The 544-nt window shown below is 58.3% G+C and carries 1 protein-coding gene; it reads right to left on the bottom strand.

Annotated features, from left to right (window positions below; genetic code table 11):
• The coding region (locus AB4Z23_RS28070; protein WP_441361255.1) for a TetR/AcrR family transcriptional regulator at positions 1–433 on the bottom strand (433 nt) is incomplete at its 3' end.
• Between the last annotated feature and the right edge of the window lie 111 nt (positions 434–544).

The raw sequence follows: 544 nt of genomic DNA, 5'->3' as shown, positions 1-544 counted from the left end.
CCTTTTGTGCCGCGCTCAGGAACTTCCACGTCGTTTCGATCAGGCTTTCGCAGGTTGGCCTGAGGGCGGAGGTAGGCGCGGACCATGCGGCGCGCAAAGGTTCAGATAGACCGTCATAGGCGAGCATCCAGTCTCCTAGAGCATCGATCCAGCGTTCGAGCATCAGCGCTGGATCAACCGCCGCGGCCTCTATCACGGCCCGCTGTTCCTCCAGTTCCTCGTGAAAGGGCACGAGCAAAGCGGCGAGCAGAGCGTCTTTGTTGGGAAAGTGCCGGTAGAGGGTTCCCGATCCCAACCCTGTCTGGCGGGCGATCGCGTCCATGGAAACATCCACCCCCGAGGTCGAGAAGGCCTGTCCGGCAATGTCGAGGATGTGCTGCCTGTTTTGCTGAGCGTCTCTGCGCGGGACGCGTGCTGTCGAAAAAGAAGCCATCGGAACCATTTCCTTATTGAAAAACGGGGACTATCCCCGTATATGACTTTAACGGGGATGTTCCCCGGTTAATAACGTCAAATTCACGTTCAGCCAAGGGCGACCTTGAGG

The sequence above is a fragment of the Agrobacterium sp. MCAB5 genome (assembly GCF_052114365.1).
GTDB lineage: Bacteria > Pseudomonadota > Alphaproteobacteria > Rhizobiales > Rhizobiaceae > Agrobacterium > Agrobacterium tumefaciens.
This window is presented reverse-complemented; position numbering and strand designations above follow the sequence as displayed.